Raw genomic sequence first — 19,226 nt, 5'->3', positions numbered from 1 at the left:
CGCCCTTTTTCAATATTTAAATTTGCTTATTGCCAAGCATAAAAAAGGCCACGATATCATTATCATGGCCTTTTTTATTTCTATTTGATACAGGTACTATAGATACTGCGAGCCGTTTATTACTCAGCAGCGATGGCGATCATCTCAACCAATAGCTCAGGACGTGCCAATGCTGACTCACCACAAGCGCGAGCCGGTGGCTGAATACCTTCAAACCACTGGTCATAAACTTCATTCATAGCAGCAAAATCAGCCATGTCTTTGATCCAAACCGTGACTGATAGTAGCTTTGATTTGTCGCTACCAACTTCTTCTAACAACGTTTGGATTTTTTCTAAACAAGTCAATGTTTGCGCTTTGATATCGTCTTCTGCATTACCTACCTGACCACACAAATAGATCGTCTGGTTATGGATTACGGTTTTGCTCATACGTTGATTGCTGTGTAGCTTCTTAATCATGTCTATACCTTTTATTTATTAATTTAATTCTGTGCTAACTATAGTCAATCCACTATAAAAGCGTTACAGCGTTAACCTCGCTTGAAGTATGACATATACATCTGCACTCGGTTGCCTTGTACTGCTCTTAAATTGGATCAACTATATATCAGATACGCACTTAGTTAGAAAAACGCTGGGCACTAAATGGTGCAAGATCGACCAATGCAGGCTTATCGTGAATCATTTCTTCAACCAGACGACCTGTCATTGGACCTAAGGTAAAGCCTTGATGACTGTGACCAAATGCGAACCATAGTTTGTCATGCTTGTCAGCAGGACCGATTACTGGCTTCATATCAGGCATACAAGGACGTGATCCTGCCCATGCTTCACTCTCAACCGCATCTTCTAATGGCAAGATTTTTTTAGCAAGCTTCAATACGGTTTTTAACTGACCAAAGTTCTTTGGCGCATTCATCGTGGTCATCTCAGCACCAGTGGTGATACGGATACCCTGCTGCATCGGCCCCATCACAAAACCTTTGTCCATATCAAACATACTGTGATTGATGGTGTTCTTTTCTGTCACTTTGAAATGCTGATGATAGCCGCGCATTGGGAACAATGGCAAGTTATAGCCAAGTGGTCTGATCAAATCATTAGACCATGGGCCTGCTGCGATAACCAATTTATCACTATAGTAGGTATCGTTATCAGTGATAATTTTCCAACCTTCGCCGTCTTTTATGATTTCTTTCACATCGCTTTCTTTGATCGTACCCTGCATATCTTGGAAGTTTTTTGCATAAGCTTTCACGAGTGAGCTTGGGTTCGATACTTGCCAAGAATTTTTCCAATGAATCGCGCCAACGAAACCTTCAAAATTGGCGCTAGGCTCCATTGCTTTGAGCTCTTCAAGGTTTAGTACGTTATGCTCAACACCTTGGTTACGTGCGTCGATAGCTGATACTTGCGCTTCTTTGAACGTCTCTTCTGAGCGATGCAATTGCAACCAACCATCACGAGTAATGAGCTCGTCAGCACCAGAAGCGCTAATCATGGTTTGGTGCTCACTAGTACAATGCTCAATCAGCGTCTGCCATTCTGATTCAATCTTTTTGACTGAAGCAGGTGTAGAGTATTTCCAGTACTGAAGCAGCGCTTGGTGATAACGCAAAATGGCCGGAATACGATAGCGAATATCGGTACCTTGGTTTGGCAACACTCTGATCATTTCTGTCAGCTGACGAGGAAAAGGATGTGTATGAATGGCTTCGCGCTGAATCAATCCTGCATTGCCGTATGAGGTCTCTGACCCTGGCAATTTTTTGTCTAACAATAATACATTTGAGTTATTTTTTTGTAGATGCCACGCGACTGACGTGCCAACCATACCTGCACCGATAACGATAACTTCGTAGCGCATAACCTATCCTTTTCTTAGGGTGTTAATACAGAGTATCAAATATAAGGGTCTAACAGAATTAGGTGGTAATAGTAACGCATTAGGATAAATTTGAAACCCTTATCTGAGAAATATTTTCGCGTCACATACTTTTGGTTATGGGGTTTTTGAGAAGGTATTTTTGATAGGAATAATACTGGCATTGAGCAATAATCCAGTAACAAATTTGATGAAAGTAGTGTCAAATTATCCAATATTTTTGCACGTGAAACCTTCGACTATTCGAAAGCTCACTTATCTATATTACTGAATAGCTTTATTAGCTTATGTTTAATTGATTGGATAATCAACTAAACATAGAATATTACCACCAAATGGGATCATCGTCTTCTATCATGGTTCGCCTTGTCGTCTCAACCGTTACCTCGTCCGCAGATAGCTCAGCGATAAAACGTGACGGTTTGTCAAAGTATCCAGAATAACTGGAAAAATAATTCGGCGCCGTCAGATATAATTGCGTCTTTGCACGACTACAGGCCACATAAAACAGCTTACGCTCTTCTTCTAATGCTTCAAAGTCATCCAAAGAACGATGATGCGGCGTGATGCCATCTACCAATGAGTTAACAAATACTACGGGCCACTCAAGGCCTTTAGCGCTATGAATGGTCGAGATAGTAACTTTGTCATTGCTACTGTCTTGTCCATTATCCGAATTGCCCATGACAGCGACCGAATCATTGGGTGGGTCTAAAGCGAGATTTTCTAAAAAGCTATCAAGGCTTGTGTGCTCTGTCGCTAGGTTCTTTAGCACCCGAAAATCTTCGGTACGCTCATGCCAATTGTCTTCAATCAGCTTTAGCACTGGAATATAAAACTCAAGAATATGTTCAATAGCTGTCTCGACCGATTCAGCTTTCTGTGCCTTGGTAAGCGCATAATATAGAGGTTCTAGCTGATCGCTCTTTTTTGCAAAGGGTGCGGCCAGTAAGGATTCAAATGCATTATTGTCAGCAGTAATGGCTTGGGTTAAGCGCGTCGCCGTCACTGCACCCACCCCTTTAAACAAAGTTAAAATACGATGCCAAGCAATCGTGTCATTTGGGTTATAGAGTATTTTGACAAAGGCCAAAACATCTTTGATATGTCGTCTTTCAATGAACTTGATACCGCCCACCACGATAAAGGGAATGTTGCGCGCCATAAACTCTAGCTGTACGTAATTGGACTGAAATGACGTACGGCATAATACTGCAAAGTCGTTGTAGTCATACTCTGGCTTTAGCGCGACAATCTTATCAGTGATATAGCCCGCTTCTTTTGGCTCATCACTGAGTCGTCGAAATACTGGCTTGTGTCCTTCTATTGGCGCATCAGAATACAGCTGCTTTTGATAGCCTAGCGTGATTTGCGCGGACAACGCATTGATATAGTTTAAAACGGATGGCGAGCTGCGATAATTTTGCTCAAGCTTAATAAGTTTGGCATGAGGATAAGTTTCACCGAACAGAAGAATGTTTTCATAATTGGCACCGCGAAACGCGTAAATACTTTGATTGTCGTCACCAACTACCATCAGCGATACCGACTCAGACTCACATATTAAGTCGATTAGCTGCTTTTGCGGGATATTGGTGTCTTGGTATTCATCAACCATAATGTAACGATATTGGCTTTGCAGCAGCTGTCGAAAGGTGTCATTGGTTTTTAAATGATGCACTACTTGGCTAATTATGTCATCAAAATCATATAAGTGATTGGCGCGCTTATACTCATGAAAGTCAACTGCCAGCTGCTCGATGATAGGAATATGCACGGCAATATCTGGGTAGTTACTTTCGATTAAGTCACGAATTTGTATACGTCTATTTCTAGACGTCGAGATGATATTTTGCAGCGTTTTTTTACGCGGAAAGGCTTGTGCCTTGGTTTGAGCAGGATACTTTTTTTCTTTATGCACCAAGTCGATAGCGTCCTCACTATCGCCAGTATCCAAAATGGTAAACCTTGGATTGATACCGAGTAGCCCTGAATATTGACGTAGTAACATATTACAAAACGAGTGAAAAGTACCACTAGTGATGCTATTTAATGCTTTATCAGTTGGCAGCTTATCCTCAGCCAACTCTTCATCTGATAGTTCTTGATTTGAAAGACTGCTAGCTAGCAAGGATTTAGCTCGATCTTTTATTTCATTTGCCGCTTTACGCGTAAAGGTCAGTAGCAAAATCTCTTTAGGCGACACTCCGTTTTCTAATAGATAACTGGTGCGATAGGTCAAAGTTTTGGTCTTGCCCGAACCTGCACCAGCAATGACCAATACTTTGCCATCGATCGTAGTCGCTGCCATTAGCTGATCGGGATTTAGCTCACTGGCATAATCGACCTTTAACCCCAACCCGCTATCTAGTCTCTGCTTTAATAACTTAAGGTTTGTCGGCTCAGCCGTATCAATTAAATTTGCCTCTAGTTTTTTAATAGCCTGCTCAAGTCGAGACAGTTTAGGCTTCATCTCAAGGAAGTTTTGCGGGTATTTATAGTGGCGTGTGTCAAAAATCGAGGTTGTCATTGTCTAAAATTGCCTTACATTTTATTTTGGCGATATTATCAGCGTATGTCTGATTGTTTATAGCTTTAGAATAAGTATTATTTGCTAAACCTAGCAGAATATATGTGCTGAATTTACGTGAACTTTAAGCCCTTATTCATACGTGACAGTTTACCATATTAAAGAATAGTGATTACCAACCCACATAAGCTATGCGTCACTCCTATTGGTTAGCCTTGTTCATTTTTAAGCCTCTAATATGACCTGCTTTTATCGTAAAGATGCATATTGTCATCGGGTAAAAACCTGAGCATATACCGTAACAACCTCACCCCTATTCAGGTAAATTTGCTACAATGTGCCCAATTTTGATTTATCATTTAACCAAACTTTATACCAACTGATTTTATTAATACATTGAGAGAATGTTATGGGTTTTAATTGCGGCATCGTCGGCCTACCAAACGTGGGTAAATCCACCTTGTTTAATGCGTTGACCAAAGCGGGTATCGCCGCTGAAAACTTTCCATTTTGTACCAAAGATCCCAACACGGGTATCGTACCAGTACCAGACCCACGCCTAAAACAACTGGCTGATATCGTCAATCCTGAGCGCGTATTACCAACGACCATGGAGTTTGTTGATATCGCAGGTTTGGTCGCAGGCGCGTCGAAAGGCGAAGGCATGGGTAACCAGTTCCTAGCCAACATCCGTGAGACCGATGCAATTGCTCACGTTGTACGCTGTTTTGATGATGACAATGTGGTACACGTTGATGGCCGCGTTAGCCCGATTGATGATATCGAAACCATCAACACTGAACTGGCACTTGCAGATTTAGAAGCTGTTGAGCGCGCAATTCACAACCAAACCAAAAAGGCTAAAGGTGGTGATAAGGACGCGCAAGCATTGCTTGATGTATTCAAAAAAGTTGAACCATTATTAGCAGAAGGTAAAGCGGCTCGTGCTGCTAACCTAGACGCTGATGAGAAAAAACTGATCAGAAGCTATGGTTTAATTACGCTAAAGCCGACCATGTATATCGCTAACGTCTCTGAAGATGGTTTTGAAAACAACCCATATCTTGACGCTGTTCGTGACTATGCCACTGGTGAAGATTCTATCGTCATCGCGCTATGCAATCAGATCGAATCTGAAATTGCACAGCTCGATGAAGATGATAAAAAAGACTTCCTAGCTGAAATGGACATGGAAGAAGCCGGTCTTGACCAAGTAATCCGTGGTGGCTATGACTTACTTGATATGCAGACTTACTTTACCGCTGGCGTAAAAGAAGTACGTGCTTGGACTGTCGCTATTGGTGCGACAGCGCCGCAAGCAGCTGGCGTGATTCATACTGATTTTGAGCGTGGTTTTATTCGTGCTGAAGTCATTGCGTATGATGACTTTATCGAATACAACGGTGAAAAAGGCGCTGCTGCTGCTGGTAAATCGCGTTTAGAAGGTAAAACTTACATCGTACAAGATGGCGATGTTATGCACTTTAGATTTAACGTGTAACTTTAAATAGTACAGCTTATTTAAAGTTAATTAGCCGATGTTGGATATTCTCCATCATCGGCTTTATTTTTTCAGTATATTGTTATATTATAACATATCTTTTTTTGCTTATTTGAGGGTTCATACTGTGACTAATTATTTTTCTTTTCCTTTTTCTAGACTTGCAGGTATTACGATACTAGGTAGTGTGATGGCAGGCTCTTTACTGGGTTGTCAGCCAAACAGCGATACCGATGCAGTGGTATCTGAAGAAGCGCCAATAGATAATCACGCCAAGCATGAACAAGGTCATGAGATGCATGACGATAAAGAGCATGAAGAGTACGGCCACGAAGAACATAGCGATATGAAACACGGTCATGAAGGGCCTAATCATGAAGGACACGATCATAAAAGCCATAGCCACGAAGAACATGCGCACGCAGGACACGATCATGCAGCTCATGCCAACAACAGCACTCCTTTCTCTTGTGAGCCTACTGCTACTATCGGCGTTTCTTATCATAGCGACAGTACACCGCAGACAGCGCATTTGCTCATCGATGGTATCGAATACGATTTAACAGCTACTGCTAATAGTGAAACTGATAAGGGCATCTATACCAGTGATATTGGATTAGACGATACCCATGGCATCATATGGCAAGTAAATGGAGACAAAGCGACATTGCTTAATAAAACACTGGACAGCGATGTAGCTATCGACAAGGAAGACGTAATTTTTAACTGTCAGACATCTTAATATAGTCGATTCAATATAATTTGAATACAAGCAAGGCGAGTCAAAGCACTACAAATAGTAGGCTAAGCAAAACTGGCACCGTATCCAATTTATAGGGCATTAACTCTAGTCAAAGAAGTCAAACGGGTACAAGGCCGCCGACTGCAGATTGTACAAATAGTAGCTCTAAGGAAGGTAACGCCGTAGCCGTTTAGTAGTTCCCTGACTATATAGCTGTACCAAGGGCGCTATTTTGCTATGCTAGAGGCTCCCTTGGTTCCGGATGTTTCAATATGCTAAATAAACCAACTTCCTTATCGTCCCCTACCACACAATGGTCACATCTTCTCAACTCACAACGTCTTGGTGCTTCCAAAAAATTTAACGCCAATACCAGTACTCGCTCTCAGTTTCACAAAGACTATGACAGACTGGTATTTTCTCACTCTTTTCGCCAGTTAAATCAGAAAACCCAAGTCCATCCATTGACCAATCAGCTCGGTATTCATACGCGCCTGACTCACTCGCTAGAAGTGTCTTCTATTGGTCGCTCTTTGGGAATGATGGCTGCCGAAAAAATTCATGACGCATTAGGTAGCGGCCTACCAGCAGGAATTTCACCAGCAGACGTCGGTGTGATCGTACAAGCGGCTTGTCTCGCTCATGACATTGGCAATCCACCTTTTGGCCACGCTGGAGAGTATGCGATTCGTGATTGGTTTCGGCAGCCTGAACCGCAAGCAGTTTTGCAAAATTTAAGCAGCAACGAGCGACTGGACTTACTGGCATACGAGGGTAATGCTCAAGGGTTTCGCCTATTGGCACGTAATGAGCATCATCCTGATAAGGGTGGTATGCGGCTCACCTGTGCCACGCTAGGCGCGTTTATGAAATATCCATGGTTGGCGACTCACAGCAACAATGTCAATGACAACCATTATAATGTGCAAAAATTCGGCTGTTTTTATAGTGAGGCGTCTCAATTAGAAGAGTTAGCGGCGTGCTTGCACTTACCACGCTCAGAGCAACATGATGGCTTTGCGCGCCATCCATTGGCTTATCTGCTAGAAGCGGCAGATGATATCTGTTATGCGCTAATCGATTTAGAAGATGGCATCAATCTGAATATGCTAACCTATAGCGAAGTGGCTACGATATTTTATGAGCTGATTGGTGAGCGTCCGAGTAGCGTAAACTTGCCAGCGCATATGTCTGTCAGACAAAGTCTCGCCTCCCTGCGGGCACGAGCCATGATGCGTTTGGTCAATACCGTCACCGATGCCTTTGTAGCCAACAGTGATGCATTGCTAGCTGGCACGTTGCAAGGCAGCCTATTTGCCCATTGCGATACCAGCGTACAAAATGGTATTAATCAAGCTAAGCAACTGGCACGCGAAAAAATATTTAATCATCCGAGCAAAGTAAGAATGGAGCTGATGGCCAATCAGTGCTTGCATAGCCTATTGAATGCCTTTATGCCACTCGCTTGGACAGGGTCGCAATCTGCTACTATGCAGCCGCCGATGTCTTTTGAGCAGCAACGTCTGTTAAGATTACTACAGCCGCATCTTGACGAACATCGCCGCATCTTGTCTGACGATATCTATCATAATGTCTTAAATATTTTGGATTTTATTACAGGTATGAATGACCATGAAGCTTATCGACTGGCGCAAGAACTGCAGGGTCATTGGGGCACAGTGGTTTAAAAGACCAGTACAGGTTTAGTAAATTAACACGAATGACGTATTTCAGTCGTATTTATGCGTTGAAATGAGTATGATAAACACCTACCAGACAATTTTGAAATATTATGAGCAGTCGCGAACAAAAAAAACTTCAAACTCGGCACGCCTTTTTTAATGCTGTGCTCGATTTATGTATGACAGGGCAATCTTTTAGCTCTATCAGTCTCAGACAAGTAACACGCGAGGTTGGCGTTGTGCCGACTGCGTTTTACCGCCACTTTGATGATATGGAGTCACTCGGGCGCGCTTTGGTCATTGAGGAATTGGGCAGTACGTTGGCCACGTTAAGTGATAGCCTGCAGATTGGCCGCAAACGTAGCTTCGATCGTCAAATCGCAAAAAGTATTCAGCTATTCTTGTACATGGTCAGTGATCAGCCTTATTACTGGCAGTTCTTGGTCAGTGAGCGTTATGGTGGATCAGAAGCAGTACGCAAAGCCATTAATGAGTTGATTAAGATACATGCTCAAGGTTTGGCCGACGACTTAGCGTTGCAGCCAGCATTTACCCATATCAATGCTTATGACCGTCGCCTATTGGCTGAGGCTGGCGTAAATATGTTCTTTTCTTGGATTATTGACTGGCTGGAGCTGACTTACACGGAAGATCACGATGATGAGATTGATCTAAACGAAATCGAAGAGAACAAACAGCTAATGCTACATAACTGCACTCGTCAAGCACAGATGCTTTTTTACGGGGCATATAACTGGAAGTCTAGCGAAGAAACACGCCTCAAAGACTAAATACGATCTCAATACCCTCTGCTAAAAGCTCGGACGAAATGCCCATAGTCGCTGTGTTACTACTTTGACTTCCTTGGGCATTTTACCGTCTACCTCACTACTGTTACTCGCCCGATTATTATCAACCACAGTTTTACTAATCAAAACAGTAGCAAAACGCTCTTTCGCCTGACCGATAGTTGCATTATCAGTCGCTATGATAAGCGCCATAAATGCTTGGCTATCAACTGCGAGCATGGGTGTTAAGGCTTTTCGTTGCTCATCATTTATACTGCCAAATATCGGTAATTGCCATACTGTATCAATAGACGTCAGCGCCTGTTGTGTGCGCATATCTACCAGTGATTGCATCTGTTGGCTGTTAGCACCTTCAATTAGTGCGGCTAACAATACAGGACTGGCAGTATTAATATTAATCGGCACATAGTAAGGCACTGCGGTAAGATAAGGCCGTAATACTGCTAATGTTTCAGCGTTCACCCCTGTCACTTCTAGTAGCTGATCGATACTAACAAAAGGCTGATTTGGCAGAGCATCTGTTGCTACAGCGTTTGACTGCTGCGCATATACCGTACTTTCATCACCGCCATCTTGATATACCTCGCCGTCTGCATCTTGCCAATCAAGTATAGCAATAGCAATATCAGGCTCTAGATTTAGTTGCGTGAGGAGTCGTTGGAATACTTCTAAAGCAGTGGTGTTGGCTGACCCATCTTGATACAAGTTATTAATGTTAAAACGACCAGACTCATCGCGTAGCTCGATGCTGACACTGTGACTAGCCAGTGTATAAGGTGGTATTGGCTGCGCCCAGATATCTTGCGCACTATCCGTATCATTGAGATTCCTATCAGCGCGAATCATCGTCACTGCTAACTGTTGACCTGCATCGATATCTTGCAGCAACTGATTTTGATCGAATAATAGACCACTACGCCTAATTGCAATTTTTTGGCTAGCAAGCATTGATCCTGCAACCACAGTAATACTCACTACCAATAATAAGATAGTCAGCAGTGCAACACCGCGTTGAGAGTTCGCAGTCATCGACGTACATAACTTTTGTTATTGAGCAATTGATGCATTCTAACCACTACCTTCTCAATTATTCGTTCCTAAATTGCTATTATCCGCACTGCTATTATTGTCACTACCACCACCACTACCGCTGCTGTCATTATTAGCATTATCACTACTACTATCATCTGTATTATTGGCCATGCTTTGACTATTGCTAGGCGGTATCGGTTGCGGGGCAAGTGCCCATTGCCAAGTGATTGGCATATCTTGGTATGTAAAGCTAACCGCGACTCCTTTCGGTAATAAAACAGATGTGGGGTTAGGACTCGCTGTATTCGCTGATTGTCTCACCGCTGTATTTATACTACCGCCACTGTTAGCGTCATCGCTCGGAAACTTGGTACTTAGCTCTGGTAGATAGGCTTGCCAACTCCCTGCTGTGACACCTTCGAGCAATACGCTGTCCAAGCTGACGCTGTCACGCCCGCCTTCCATACTGGTATATTGGCGACGTATCAAACGCTCATCCGCAAAAATATATTCGATACGTTGGAGGCTATTACTACTCTGATATCTTGGATCAGGATCGGCAAAGCGTACAAAGCTGATATGCTCACCATCTAAACTCATAAAGGGCTCAGGCGCTATTTTATTTATTTGTCCGTTTATTTGCTCGCTTGATTGAGGTTTGTTGTTCGCATTACTACTATCGCTTGGACTGTTATTCGGCGCACTGACACTTTGAGTAGTCGACGCTTGATAAGGGATAATTTGACCCATGTCTTGCTGTAACTGTAAATAAGCGTACTGCAAGACAGCCAGATTGTCAGCATGGAATTGTGCGCGCTCACGAGCACGGTTGACCCCATCAAACACTTGCCAGCCTGCAACGGCTAACATCGCAAATATTGCCATGGCAACCATTAGCTCAAGCAGTGTAAAACCACGCTGATGCCTCACAGACTGCCCCCGGCCTGCTCGCTATTACCTGCTATGCTTAGACCACTCAAATCCAAACTGCCTGTATCTTGCTCAGCATTACTTAGCATCACAGTGATATCAGTGACCGATGTGCGAGTCTGTCCATCTATAATAGGCGAAACTGCAATATTTACTTCTTTTAGGGCAGGTGTGATGGCGTCACCGACTGTCATTTCTATTTGCCAATCACGCCCTTGTGCGTTAACGGTTTGGGTACGATTAGCCGTCAGCCACGTCTCTTGAATACGTAAATCAGCGGCGGCATTTTGGGCGACGAAGTGAGCAAGCGTACGAGTACGTAATATATCAACCGAACCAAGGTATGCACTACTGGCACGGCTCGCCGCGACTGCTACCACTGCCAAAATAGCCAGAGCAACCATCACTTCGATAAGGGTAAAGCCGCTCTCACGCCCAGACTTGAGTGATATAGATTTTGGTGACATAGGCTGGCTTGTCATAGGAGGTTTATATAATTTAGTCACTATATTCCCTGTCCGATTCGCATGCTGCCATCTGGCATTATCGTAATCACCTCGCCCACTAAACGCGAATCGTGAAGTACTTCAATGGTAACGGGCGCTGCTTGTCCCGTACCAAACCACAATACCTGCGGTACGTTTTGATCGCTAAACCAAGGCTGTAACGTTTGGGTTCGTCCCGTATTCTGTAAACCGCTAGAATCCAAACTTTGAACTCTAATACTCACGCCAGTGGGCAGTTCAGGCAAATTGATATCCGACTCGACTTCCCAACTTGGTGTTGGTTTTTGCTCATCAGTAGAGCCTGATAGACCAGCCACCTCTGCCGACAGCTCCATAGCATTCTTAGGCTGACTGTCGGTGCTATCTGACATCATCTCTGTTGTCTGGTACGCGACATATGGATTTGATAGGGTAACAATGACTGGCTCTACTTGACCTTGCTTATCTGCCTGCATACGCAAACCCATCGGCTGCATACGTTCAGCCGATAATAGGCGAACGTAGCTCAACGAATCGGTCAAATGCTCATAAAAAGCGCGGTTTTTGCGGGATTCACTGCTACCGACAGACAAACTCATTATGCCAGCAAATATAGATAAGATAACCACTACCACCACGATTTCTACCAATGTAAAACCAGTCTGTGTCCGACTGTTTAACGATGAGACTGATGATAAGTGATGGGTATTAGTTGATATGGAGGCGCAGCTGTGACAATGGTCTGTAGGTCTTGTATCTAAGCAGCTTGACTGAGACGTTTGATTAATTAGAGTAAAAGAGCAAGTAGCCGCTGAACTGGACTGCGTCTTAACACTGACCGGCATATTGCACCTATAAGCCCAATTTTAATTGTCGCAGAATAAGAAAGGGTTTTGAAGAATATTAGAAGATACGTGAATTCATACTGCAATTCGTGCTGCAATAGTAAGCATTACAACACGATTTATTAAAGCCGAAAAAGGTTCACAACCCAAAAATTACTTGCTACTTTATTAATAACTACTTTAGTAGTTGGTATTACGGTGCTCTTCTGATTCAGTATCGATTTGCTCTACCAGCTCTTGCATATCTTCATCCATGACCTCTTCATCGTCAGCAGGATAATGACTTGGCAACTCTAGTACTTGCTGAACAAAGGCGTAACGCAGCGTATCACGGCGACCTAAATAGCGTTGGTAAAAGCTTGAATTTAATAGCCCTGCACCGCCCTGACCAATCGCCCAAATAGACGATAGATAATCACGAGTACTCAAATTACTGTGCTCATCTTTTAGGTATGCGCTGATGATATCAATCAAACGCTTCATGCGCTGGCGACGGATATCATATAATTCACCAAACAAACGATTGAGCCCAGTCACTGATGCTGCCAGACGCTCTTCAATTTGGTTCAATAGCATCGCTTTTTGCGGGTTGAATAACTGTTGGAAAATCATACGGGCAACGCCTGCCGAAGGGCAGTCATCAATACGGTTAATCTCAAACAATTGCTCTTCGTAACGAATAATAATACGCAGATAAAGCTCATCTTTACTGGAGAAATGCTTGTACAGGGTGCCTTTAGCCAAATCGAGCTGATCTGCCAAACTGTCTAAAGTGATATCACCATCGCCTGACTCAAGTAGCAATTGTTCTGCCATCGCTAAGATGTTCTCTTCTCGTGCCTTGAACTGGTGCTGACGACTCATAATCTCTCCTAAAACATGACAAGATTAAGCATATGACCATCAATTATGTGCGTACATTTGGCAATGAGCGTATAAAACTATACAAGAACTGCTGAAATACCATAAAAGGGATATGCTTATATTTACAAATAGTCATTGATAATCATATAGTTACATTTAGTAAATCAAATACTAAAGGGGATTGAACTATACGACTATCACATAAATGACTGACTGGTCATAGCATAACCATTTTAGCGATACTGTGCCAGTAAATTTTCAAAGTTTTTTGCGGTTAACGCTCCGACCTCGTTACTATCACAACCATACATATCTGCGATAAAGCTTGCGACGTAGGGTACGTAGGCGGGCTCATTGGGACGACCACGCTTAGGCACAGGCGCCAAATATGGACTGTCGGTCTCAATCAAGATTCTGTCTTTAGGCATTTGTCGTGCAGCGTCTTGGATATTTTGGGCACTTTTAAAGCTAACAATACCTGAGAAGGAGATATAAAACCCTAAATCTAAAGCACGTTTTGCGGTCTCCCAATCTTCAGTAAAGCAATGGATAATACCATGCTCAGCACCCTCACTTTTTAAGATATCAATCGTATCTTCTTTTGCATCGCGCATATGTATGACAAGCGGTTTTTTTAGTTGCTGACTGGCATGGATATGACGTGCAAGACTTGCTTGCTGCTCTTTTTTATTTTCTGTAGACCAGTAGTAATCTAGCCCTGTCTCGCCTATTGCCCATACATGATCTTTATCAGCAGTCTCTATTAGACGCTCAACCGTCGCTGATTTCAGTACATCAATATCCTCACAAGGATGAATCCCTACACTCATCCCTAGATTTAATGTCTCGTCACCATAGGTGCTCACAATATTGGCAATCTCATCATATTCTGCAAAATCACACATGATCGCCATCGCACGGGTAACATTAGCAGTTTTCATGGCGTCAATCGCGCCAGATAATTTACCATCGTATTTCGTCAAATCTAAACGGTTAATGTGACAATGAGTATCTGTAAACATAAATAATCTCGTTGTTATAACTTATTAATTAAAAGTATGGGAATTAAAATTTAAATCTTATTTGCATTGGTTGCTGTGAAGGAATCTGTTTTCAAGTATCGTTTAACGGTACACTACATTAATAGCTATCAAAAATACTCTAAATAGAATTTATTCTAAATAAATGGATGATACGAGCTTAGTCGATACGTCATAACAGTCTTTTAAAAACCGAAGCTTTAAAACCTTTATTACCTCTCATAAGTGCCATAATATGAATCATAAAAAAACTATCACTTTACCGCATATATTCAAAACATTGTTACCGAAGCAACTCTATAGACAACGGTTTTTACTACAAGATAAAGGCCATAGTAATTACATTGAAATAGCTAACGACGTACGTATCATTGGCAACTCCACAATTACCATTCGTAAAGGTGATAACAATCGAATTACCATTGGTAGTCATGGGAAACTTAATAAATTAAAAATCGACATTAATGGTAATCACAATCAAGTCACTATCGCAGAACATGTTAAATTCTCTGGTCAATTATTAGTCGTTGGTAATCATTTACGCATTCATATTGGTGAGCATACCACTGCCATTGATTGCTATATCTTGGCACGTGACAAGAGTGTAACCATTGGTAAGTCTTGCATGATATCGCGTGGTATTGAAATTCGCGCTACCGATGTGCACAAGGTCTACGATATAGATACTAACGTACGAGTGAACAAAGCACATTCTGATGTCATTCTAGGAGATCATATTTGGATTGCGGCTAATGTGACTATTTCAAAAAACGTCTCTATCGCTGATGGATGTATCATCGCAGCAGGTGCCTTCGTCAATAAACCAGTCACTATACCAAACTGTATGGTAGCAGGCACACCAGCAAAAATTATTCGCCAAAACGTACGTTGGGAACGCTAAACACGACTTCAAATACAATAGTTAATTAAGAGGCACGACTCGCATCACCTCTTCTATGGTTGTCACGCCTTCACTAATACGTTTTGCCCCTGATAAACGCAATGGCTGTAGACCTTCACGATAGGCTTGTTGTTTGAGCACATCTAAATTTGTATCGGCTGCGACCAGTTTTTTTAATTCGTTAGACAACGGCATGATCTCGTATAGGCCGACTCGTCCCTGATAACCAGTGTGTCGACAATGCTCGCAGCCTTGAGCCATATAAATTTGTGCTGGGGCAGGCGCACGCCAAGGTTGTACCAACTCCTGCCATTGAATGGCAACCTCGCTGTCTGGCACAACGTCTACCGCTTTTTTGCAATGCGGGCATAACGTACGTAATAAACGCTGTGCCATCACACCTAAGATAGTCGCTGATGTCAAAAACGGTTGAATACCCAAATCATGCAAGCGAGTGATTGAACTTGGCGCATCGTTAGTATGTAGTGTCGAGAGCACTAAATGCCCTGTCAATGAGGCTTGTACTGCCATATTGGCTGTTTCAGCATCACGAATCTCCCCTACCATAATGATGTCAGGATCTTGACGCATCAAGGAGCGAATGCCGTCAGCAAAGTTTAAATCGACACCTGGATTCACTTGCATCTGATTAAATGCAGGTTCAATCATTTCAATAGGATCTTCAATGGTACAGACATTGACTTGTTCAGTCGCTAGCTGCTTGAGGGTACTATACAAGGTCGTGGTTTTACCCGACCCTGTAGGCCCAGTGACCAAAATAATCCCGTTTGGATGAGCAGTCAATTCATGCCACGTTTCAAGCTGCTTGCCGGATAGACCAAGCTGAGCAAAGGAACGTACCAGTACTTCAGGATCGAACACCCGCATGACCAACTTTTCACCAAAAGCGGTTGGCATAGTCGATAAACGAAGCTCTGTCTCTAGTCCCTTCGGCGTTCGCGTCTTTAAACGACCATCTTGCGGCTTACGCTTTTCTGCAACGTTTAGTCGCCCTAGAATTTTGATACGCGCGGTCACCGCGACGATGATTGCCAATGGCATCTCATACACCGTATGGAGCACACCATCGATACGGAAGCGCACCTTACCTGTTTCACGGCGTGGCTCTAAATGGATATCACTAGCTCGTTGCTCAAAGGCATATTGCAACAGCCAATCAACGACTCTAACAATATGTTGGTCATTGGCATCGGGATTAGTATTGTCGCCCAATTGCAATAATGCTTCGACATTGGTCACGTCGGCAGCTGCACGCTTATGGACACTATTTGCGCCTGCAATCGCTTGGGTAACTTGATAGAACTCTTGCCGGAAGCGTTTGATCTGCTCAGGATTGATATAGACTGTGCGATAGCTTTTTGACTTGATCAATTTTTCAATACTTGAGTGCCAGTCAGTATAAAAAGGTTGATCTGTTCCGATAACCACTTCGTCTACAGCGACCTCAATCGGTAAAATATGCTGTGAACGTGCATATTCAAATGACATCAATTGCGTCACTGCAGGGACATCGACTTTTAGAGGGTCAATACGAACGAAAGTCATATCTGCTTTAGCCGCCAACCACTGGTTGAGCCAAGCCAATGTTAACTTGTTTTCAGTGCTATTGTCCGTCGCATGGCCATTAGGCAAGCCGAATTCACTAATCGTTAATAGAGGATGCTGCGCTTTGTCACGACGGCTAGTGATGACTAGGTTATAGCCGCGTTGGTCAATCACTTTATCTGCCAATAGCTCATCTAGACACCAACGCAAATCAATTACTATCGAGTACTGTTGAGCAGACATATCTCTCTTCTTCTATTGTTTTAAAATGTTTTGTCAAAATGATATCAATGCAAACCAGCTACACCGCAACCACAGCGGTTACCTGTAACTGTCCTGATTCCATCAACTGAAAACTCACATCAACGGATTTATAACGCATAATGAATGGTGTGGCTATCTCTGTCCGACGATAAGCTGGACGCGGGTCTTGGGCAATTAATTCTTTAATAATGCTCATATCTGAGGCTATCAATTGATTTTGTATACGATAAGTCGTAGACGCAACTGTCGCACTATTCGATCCAGTGTTTGCCTCTTTGATACTTGTATCATTGTTGCTTGTATCACTATGAGCATTAATAGGCTCGCCTGCGCTTACTAGCATCATAAACTGTTCGTTAGCAGCATCGGTCACAGTCACAGTTAATAACTCTGGAGCAGTTGGTGCAAATCCATTCTCCGTCTGTGTCAGTGCATCACTATAGGCCACATATGGCTTTATATCGATGATTGGCGTGCTATCTATCATATCAGCACCTTTGATAATCAATAATACACGACCTTGAATTATGTTGACCTGTTCGAGCTTGACGACAGATAGGCCTAGCCCTGAAGGCCGATACATACTGCGACTGGCAAACACCCCTATTTTTTGATTACCACCCAATCTTGGTGGGCGTACTTGAGCGCGAAAGTCACTACTGGTTTCATTGTTATTTTTATATCGATAATTATGATGAAACTGCCAACTCACCCATATATGGCTAAACTTATCCAAACCATCAAATGCAGCTGGCGTATCATATGGCGCTAACATCTCAATGGCACTAGTCAGGGCAACCAGGTTTGGCTGGCGCGGCGCACCGAATTTTTGTGAAAGCGGCGCACGGTGATAGCCAATAACAGGAGCTTGATGGTAGTTATCTAACAAGGGGTTCTCATCAAGCATAGACCAACTCCAATGATACAAAACTGGCCTAATAAAGCAGTTTTGCCAAATGATACAAAATTACTCACTAACGATATTCCATTTTATCATGCTAGACAAACACTGCTAGACGGATTTTTATTTTAAAGTTTGGTATTATGAGCAAGAAATTTGATGAGAGTCATTTACATTTGGGCGATATGACCGGTAATGCTGTCATCGTTGACGCGAATTTACTATGTCTAATGACGTAATAGCTGGCTATATATAAACTGATAAACCAGCTGTATTACGCTTACTCATCATTTACTCGTTCATAAAAATAGCAGTTTCGACAACGATTAAAAGACTGATACGTTTTTATAATGTTCAATTTAACATTGAAAATTCTGATTTAATACTTATTCAAACTTAACACACAAATAATAACTTATTAACGAGGACTTTATGTCAAAACTTCGCACCGAAACGGTCACAGAGGTTCATCACTGGAATGACTCTCTATTTAGTATCAAAACCACTCGTGACGATGGCTTGCGCTTTCGTAATGGCGAATTTGCGATGATTGGACTTGTTGTTGATGGCAAGCCACTATTACGCGCTTATTCAATTGCCAGCCCTAACTATGAAGATCATTTAGAATTCTTCTCTATCAAAGTTCAAGATGGTCCATTAACTTCGCGCTTGCAACATATCAAAGTAGGTGATGAGCTGTTAGTCAGCAAAAAGCCAACGGGCACACTAGTATTGGACGATCTGCTACCAGGTAAGAACCTTTACATGCTCTCTACTGGTACTGGTCTTGCTCCATTCTTGTCACTAGCACGTGATCCTGAAGTGTATGAACGTTTTGACAAAATCATCTTAGTACATGGCGTACGTCATGTTCATGATTTGGCTTATCGTGAAATGTTTGAAAATGAGCTGCCTAATGATGAAATCTTTGGTGAATGGTATCGCGAAAAATTCATCTATTATCCAACCGTTACACGTGAAGAGTTTAGAAACCAAGGACGTGTCACTGATTTGATGAAATCAGGCAAATTGTTCGAAGATATTGGTTTACCGCCAATGAATAAAGACGACGACCGCGTCATGCTTTGTGGCAGCATGCCATTTAACGCTGAGGTTTCTGCTATTTTAGATGACTTCGGCCTGACTGTTTCACCACGTATGGGTGTGCAAGCAGATTATGCAGTTGAGCGTGCCTTTGTCGGCTAGAATGATGCTATTTAGCATCGTTAGAACAAATGAAAAATTGT

At 42.7% G+C, this 19,226-nt stretch carries 17 protein-coding genes; 6 read left to right on the top strand and 11 right to left on the bottom strand.

Annotation, left to right across the window (positions count from 1 at the left end; translation table 11 throughout):
- Window positions 1-119: 119 nt before the first annotated feature.
- The 3 genes from ACS8FA_RS19800 to ACS8FA_RS19790 form a co-directional block, all read right to left on the bottom strand.
- Window positions 120-458 carry a RidA family protein gene (locus tag ACS8FA_RS19800; RefSeq protein WP_055124581.1) on the bottom strand — a complete coding sequence of 113 codons (339 nt, stop codon included), beginning with the start codon at window positions 456-458 and terminating at the stop codon, window positions 120-122.
- Window positions 459-621: 163 nt separating this feature from the next.
- Complete coding sequence (locus tag ACS8FA_RS19795; RefSeq protein ID WP_439265857.1) at window positions 622-1,869, bottom strand: NAD(P)/FAD-dependent oxidoreductase; 1,248 nt, start codon at window positions 1,867-1,869, stop codon at window positions 622-624.
- A gap of 343 nt (window positions 1,870-2,212) precedes the next feature.
- Window positions 2,213-4,417, bottom strand: a complete 2,205-nt coding sequence (locus tag ACS8FA_RS19790; RefSeq protein WP_439265855.1) for an ATP-dependent helicase — start codon at window positions 4,415-4,417, stop codon at window positions 2,213-2,215.
- Window positions 4,418-4,826: 409 nt separating this feature from the next.
- Here ACS8FA_RS19790 and ychF point away from each other — a divergent pair, with 409 nt between their 5' ends.
- The 4 genes from ychF to ACS8FA_RS19770 all read left to right on the top strand — a co-directional run bounded on the left by ychF (window position 4,827) and on the right by ACS8FA_RS19770 (window position 9,133).
- Complete coding sequence (ychF, locus tag ACS8FA_RS19785) at window positions 4,827-5,918, top strand: redox-regulated ATPase YchF (RefSeq protein WP_201547425.1); 1,092 nt, start codon at window positions 4,827-4,829, stop codon at window positions 5,916-5,918.
- 127 nt (window positions 5,919-6,045) lie between these two features.
- Window positions 6,046-6,660: a hypothetical protein gene (locus tag ACS8FA_RS19780; protein ID WP_439265853.1), complete on the top strand. Its 615-nt coding sequence runs from the start codon at window positions 6,046-6,048 to the stop codon at window positions 6,658-6,660.
- A 272-nt stretch (window positions 6,661-6,932) separates the two neighbouring features.
- Window positions 6,933-8,348 (top strand): deoxyguanosinetriphosphate triphosphohydrolase, encoded by a 1,416-nt coding sequence (locus ACS8FA_RS19775; protein ID WP_439265851.1) that lies wholly within the window; start codon window positions 6,933-6,935, stop codon window positions 8,346-8,348.
- 104 nt (window positions 8,349-8,452) lie between these two features.
- Window positions 8,453-9,133 carry a TetR/AcrR family transcriptional regulator gene (locus ACS8FA_RS19770; RefSeq protein ID WP_439265849.1) on the top strand — a complete coding sequence of 227 codons (681 nt, stop codon included), beginning with the start codon at window positions 8,453-8,455 and terminating at the stop codon, window positions 9,131-9,133.
- Between the two features lie 21 nt (window positions 9,134-9,154).
- On the opposite strand, the gene gspK is transcribed toward ACS8FA_RS19770, so the two are convergent.
- The 6 genes from gspK to ACS8FA_RS19740 form a co-directional block, all read right to left on the bottom strand.
- On the bottom strand, window positions 9,155-10,180 hold the full coding sequence (gspK, locus tag ACS8FA_RS19765; RefSeq protein WP_439265848.1) for a type II secretion system minor pseudopilin GspK: 1,026 nt from the start codon (window positions 10,178-10,180) through the stop codon (window positions 9,155-9,157).
- 54 nt (window positions 10,181-10,234) lie between these two features.
- Window positions 10,235-11,113 carry a type II secretion system protein GspJ gene (locus ACS8FA_RS19760; protein WP_439265846.1) on the bottom strand — a complete coding sequence of 293 codons (879 nt, stop codon included), beginning with the start codon at window positions 11,111-11,113 and terminating at the stop codon, window positions 10,235-10,237.
- Window positions 11,110-11,580, bottom strand: coding sequence for a type II secretion system minor pseudopilin GspI (gene gspI / locus ACS8FA_RS19755; RefSeq protein WP_439265845.1), 471 nt, complete (start codon window positions 11,578-11,580; stop codon window positions 11,110-11,112). Before gspI ends, ACS8FA_RS19760 begins: the two co-directional genes overlap by 4 nt.
- Before the next feature lie 38 nt (window positions 11,581-11,618).
- Window positions 11,619-12,443 carry a prepilin-type N-terminal cleavage/methylation domain-containing protein gene (locus tag ACS8FA_RS19750; RefSeq protein WP_522901988.1) on the bottom strand — a complete coding sequence of 275 codons (825 nt, stop codon included), beginning with the start codon at window positions 12,441-12,443 and terminating at the stop codon, window positions 11,619-11,621.
- Between the two features lie 180 nt (window positions 12,444-12,623).
- Window positions 12,624-13,307, bottom strand: a complete 684-nt coding sequence (locus ACS8FA_RS19745) for a TetR/AcrR family transcriptional regulator (protein WP_057759351.1) — start codon at window positions 13,305-13,307, stop codon at window positions 12,624-12,626.
- Between the two features lie 233 nt (window positions 13,308-13,540).
- Window positions 13,541-14,329 (bottom strand): TatD family hydrolase, encoded by a 789-nt coding sequence (locus tag ACS8FA_RS19740; protein WP_414558391.1) that lies wholly within the window; start codon window positions 14,327-14,329, stop codon window positions 13,541-13,543.
- A 253-nt stretch (window positions 14,330-14,582) separates the two neighbouring features.
- Between ACS8FA_RS19740 and ACS8FA_RS19735 the strand changes: the two genes are divergently transcribed.
- Entirely contained in the window at window positions 14,583-15,248 is a 666-nt protein-coding gene (locus tag ACS8FA_RS19735; protein WP_102094914.1) for an acyltransferase, read from the top strand.
- Window positions 15,249-15,269: 21 nt separating this feature from the next.
- Here ACS8FA_RS19735 and tfpB read toward each other — a convergent pair whose 3' ends face one another.
- Window positions 15,270-17,057, bottom strand: a complete 1,788-nt coding sequence (gene tfpB, locus ACS8FA_RS19730) for a type IV pilus assembly ATPase TfpB (RefSeq protein WP_201572466.1) — start codon at window positions 17,055-17,057, stop codon at window positions 15,270-15,272.
- Between the two features lie 58 nt (window positions 17,058-17,115).
- Complete coding sequence (gene tsaA, locus ACS8FA_RS19725; RefSeq protein ID WP_439265840.1) at window positions 17,116-17,985, bottom strand: tRNA (N6-threonylcarbamoyladenosine(37)-N6)-methyltransferase TrmO; 870 nt, start codon at window positions 17,983-17,985, stop codon at window positions 17,116-17,118.
- A gap of 426 nt (window positions 17,986-18,411) precedes the next feature.
- Here tsaA and ACS8FA_RS19720 point away from each other — a divergent pair, with 426 nt between their 5' ends.
- Window positions 18,412-19,185, top strand: a complete 774-nt coding sequence (locus ACS8FA_RS19720; RefSeq protein WP_101205461.1) for a ferredoxin--NADP reductase — start codon at window positions 18,412-18,414, stop codon at window positions 19,183-19,185.
- Window positions 19,186-19,226: the final 41 nt, after the last annotated feature.

The sequence above is a fragment of the Psychrobacter sp. 1Y1 genome (genome assembly GCF_051847395.2).
Taxonomy (GTDB): Bacteria; Pseudomonadota; Gammaproteobacteria; order Pseudomonadales; family Moraxellaceae; genus Psychrobacter.
The sequence above is the reverse complement of the archived record's forward strand: the minus strand, read 5'-3'. Positions and strand labels throughout refer to the sequence as shown.